General features: G+C 72.5%; 2 protein-coding genes. Both read left to right on the top strand.

Translation table 11 applies throughout. The features are described from left to right. The first annotated feature begins 111 nt into the window (after positions 1–111). On the top strand, positions 112–2,049 hold the full coding sequence (gene pknB, locus GT042_RS24545; RefSeq protein ID WP_345943899.1) for a Stk1 family PASTA domain-containing Ser/Thr kinase: 1,938 nt from the start codon (positions 112–114) through the stop codon (positions 2,047–2,049). A 6-nt stretch (positions 2,050–2,055) separates the two neighbouring features. After that, positions 2,056–2,910, top strand: coding sequence for a deoxyribonuclease IV (locus GT042_RS24540; protein WP_161310903.1), 855 nt, complete (start codon positions 2,056–2,058; stop codon positions 2,908–2,910). Positions 2,911–2,955 lie beyond the last annotated feature (45 nt).

Here is a 2,955-nt window from a genome sequence, read left to right as displayed (position 1 = left end):
CAAGCCCGTCCGGCGATTGAGGACAATCAGTAACCCGCACCCGCGTCACAGCTGCGCTGCAAGAGCAACACGTCCCCGGCACCCCCGCACCCCGGCTCGTACACTCGCACCGTGGACACCACCCTTCAGGACCCCCTCGTCGGGCACCTGCTCGACGGCCGGTACCGCGTCGACGCGCGCATCGCGGTGGGCGGCATGGCCACCGTCTACCGCGCGTTCGACACCCGGCTCGACCGGGTCCTGGCGCTCAAGGTGATGCACCCGGCGCTCGCCGGAGACGTCGCCTTCGTGGAGCGGTTCATCCGTGAGGCCAAGTCCGTCGCCCGCCTCGCGCACCCCAACGTCGTCGCCGTCTTCGACCAGGGAGCCCAGGGCGCGTACGTCTACCTCGCGATGGAGTACGTCGAGGGCTGCACCCTGCGCGACGTCCTGCGCGAGCGCGGCGCGCTCCAGCCGCGGGCCGCGCTGGACATCCTGGAGCCCGTGCTCGCCGCGCTCGGCGCCGCCCACCGCGCCGGGTTCGTGCACCGGGACATGAAGCCGGAGAACGTCCTCATAGGGGACGACGGCCGCGTCAAGGTCGCGGACTTCGGGCTCGTACGGGTCCTGGGCGACGTGACCGACACCACGGGCACGGTCCTCGGCACGGTGTCGTACCTCGCGCCCGAGCAGATCGAGCACAGCACCTCCGACACCCGTGTCGACGTGTACGCCTGCGGGGTCGTCCTCCACGAGATGCTGACCGGCGGCAAGCCGCACGCCGGCGACACCCCGGCGCAGGTGCTCTACCTGCACCTCAACGAGGACGTGCCCGCCCCGTCCACCGCCGTGCCGGGCCTCGCCGTCGAGCTGGACGGGATCGTCGCGGCGGCCACGGCCCGTGACCCCGACCTCCGCCCGTACGACGCCGTCGCACTGCTCGCCCTGGCCCGGGAGGCCCGCTCCCGGCTGAGCGACGCCCAGCTGGACGCCGTACCGCCGAAGGCCAAGCCCGTCCCGGAGGGCGGTCCCGAGGGGCGTACGAAGGTGATTCCGCGCGTCCTGCCTCCCGAGGAGCCCCCGCAGGGCCACCGGCGGAAGCCCGACGGAGTCCACCGCACCAGCCGGCTGGAGATGGCTCCCCCCGATCTCCCCCGGCCGGCACCTCGCCGCACCACACGGCCGCCCCGCCGGGGCGTCATCGCCGCGCTCGTCGCCGTGCTGCTCGTCCTGGGCGTCGGCACCGGCGTCTGGTACATCAATTCCGGCCAGTTCACCCGCGTCCCCTCCCTGCTCGGGCAGTCCGAGCAGGAGGCGAAGAAGCGGCTGGCGGACGCCGGCCTGGACGTGAAGGTCGGAAACGACTTCAGCGACACCTTCGAGCGCGGCACGGTCATGGGCAGCGACCCGGACTCCCGCGCGCGGGTCCGCGGCGACGGGCCTGTCACCATCGTCGTCTCGCGCGGCCCGAAGATCGTGAAGGTCCCCGACCTGGAGGGCTCGACGCTCGCCGAGGCGAGGCGGATGCTCAAGCAGGCCGGGCTGGCCGCCGGTGTGGTGACCCGGTCGTTCGACGACAACACCGAGCAGGGTGCCGTGATCCGTACGGAGCCCGCCCCCGGCACCGAGGTGCGGCCCGACTCGGGGATCAGGCTCGTCGTGAGCAAGGGCAGCCCGGTCGAGGTGGAGGACGTGACGGGCGAGACCGAGGAGGACGCCACCGCCCGGCTCACGGACTCCGGCCTCAAGGTACGGATCGCCCCCACGCGCGTGAACTCCCCGGAGGACGCCGGTTCCGTCGCCCGGCAGTCCGTGGAGGAGGGCACCGAGCTGGCCCGGGGCGACACGGTCACGCTGACGCTCTCCAAGGGGCCCCGGGAAGTGAGGGTCCCCGACGTCACCGGTCAGAAGCTCGACGAGGCCGAGAACGCCCTGGAGGACGCCGGCTTCGAGGTCAGCGTGGACCGGAGCTTCCCGTTCCTGGACGACACCGTCTCCGAGCAGTCCGTCGAGGGCGGCGGCACCGCCCCCGAGGGCAGCACGATCACCATCAAGACCAAGGGACTCTGAACACCGATGCGCAACCCTGTCGGCGGCCACGTACCGGTGGCCGGCGGCCTCGCCACGACCGGTCTCGCCTACGCCCGCGAGCTGGGCGCGGAGACCGTCCAGGTCTTCGCGGCCAATCCGCGCGGCTGGGCGACCCCCGCCGGGAACCCGGCGCAGGACGAACTGTTCCGCGCCGCGTGCGCCGCCGGGGAGATCCCGGCGTACGTCCATGCCCCGTACCTGATCAACTTCGGCTCGCACACGGAGGCCACGGCCGACCGGTCCGTGGACTCACTGCGCCACAGCCTGCGCCGGGCGCGCGAGATCGGCGCGCTGGGGGTGGTCGTGCACACCGGGTCCGCGACCGGGGGCCGCTCCCGCGAGGTGGCGCTCGCGCAGGTACGGGAGCGGATGCTGCCGCTGCTCGACGAGCTGACCGAGGACGACGACCCGTTCCTGCTGCTGGAGTCGACCGCGGGTCAGGGGTTCTCGCTCTGCTCCAGGACGTGGGACTTCGGTCCGTACTTCGAGGCGCTGGACTCCCACCCCAAGCTGGGGATCTGTCTGGACACCTGCCACATCTTCGCGGCGGGCCACGACCTCGCGGAGCCGGACGGGACGCACCGGACCCTGGACCTGCTCGTGGAGACGGTCGGGGCCGGGCGGCTCAAGCTGATCCACGCCAACGACTCCAAGGACGTGGCGGGCGCGCACAAGGACCGCCACGAGAACATCGGTACGGGCCACATCGGCGAGGACGCGTTCCGCGCGCTGTTCACGCATCCGGCGACCGAGGGCGTACCGCTGGTGATCGAGACACCGGGCGGCAAGGAGGGGCACGCGGCGGACGTGGCCCTGTTGAAGAAGCTCCGCGACCAGTAGACCGACAGGGAAGGCCTAGGGCGTGTCCGCGAAGTGGGGTCTGGC

Source organism: Streptomyces sp. SID3212, from assembly GCF_009865405.1.
In the GTDB taxonomy this organism is placed as follows: domain Bacteria; phylum Actinomycetota; class Actinomycetes; order Streptomycetales; family Streptomycetaceae; genus Streptomyces.
This window is presented reverse-complemented; position numbering and strand designations above follow the sequence as displayed.